Source organism: Bacillus sp. LR--39 (genome assembly GCF_053613335.1).
Genome location: NZ_JBSIOT010001305.1, coordinates 1 through 577 on the forward strand (window position 1 = coordinate 1; position 577 = coordinate 577).

General features: G+C 47.3%; 1 protein-coding gene. It reads right to left on the reverse strand.

Translation table 11 applies throughout. The features are described from left to right. Window positions 1-577, reverse strand: a 577-nt coding sequence (locus ACWHAR_RS30150; RefSeq protein ID WP_452088812.1) for a lyase family protein, incomplete at both ends; no start/stop codon positions are given.

Sequence of the window (577 nt, forward strand, 5' to 3'; positions counted from 1 at the left end):
TGGCTGAACAGTATCATAGGCTTCTTCACGTGTAAGGCCTGTGTCAATCAAAGCAAGCAGCACACGCTGAGAATAGATAAGGCCGAGAGTGCGGTCCATGTTGCGCTTCATATTTTCCGGGAAGACCGTTAAGTTCTTCACGATGTTGGAGAAGCGGTTCAGCATGTAGTTCAGCGCAATTGTCGCATCCGGAAGAATAATCCGTTCTGCTGAAGAATGAGAAATATCGCGCTCATGCCATAATGGAACATTTTCGTAAGCTGTCATCATGTAGCCGCGGATCACGCGCGCCATGCCTGTCATGTTTTCAGAGCCAATCGGATTTCGTTTATGCGGCATTGCAGATGAACCCTTTTGCCCTTTCGCGAAAAATTCCTCAACTTCACGTGTTTCACTCTTTTGCAGTCCGCGGATTTCCACAGCGAATTTCTCAATGCTTGTCGCGATCAAAGCAAGTGTTGCCATATAGTCAGCATGGCGGTCACGCTGAAGGGTTTGAGTGGAAATCGGTGCTGCTTTCAATCCGAGCTTCTCACAGACATATTGCTCAACAAATGGATCAATGTTCGCATATGTG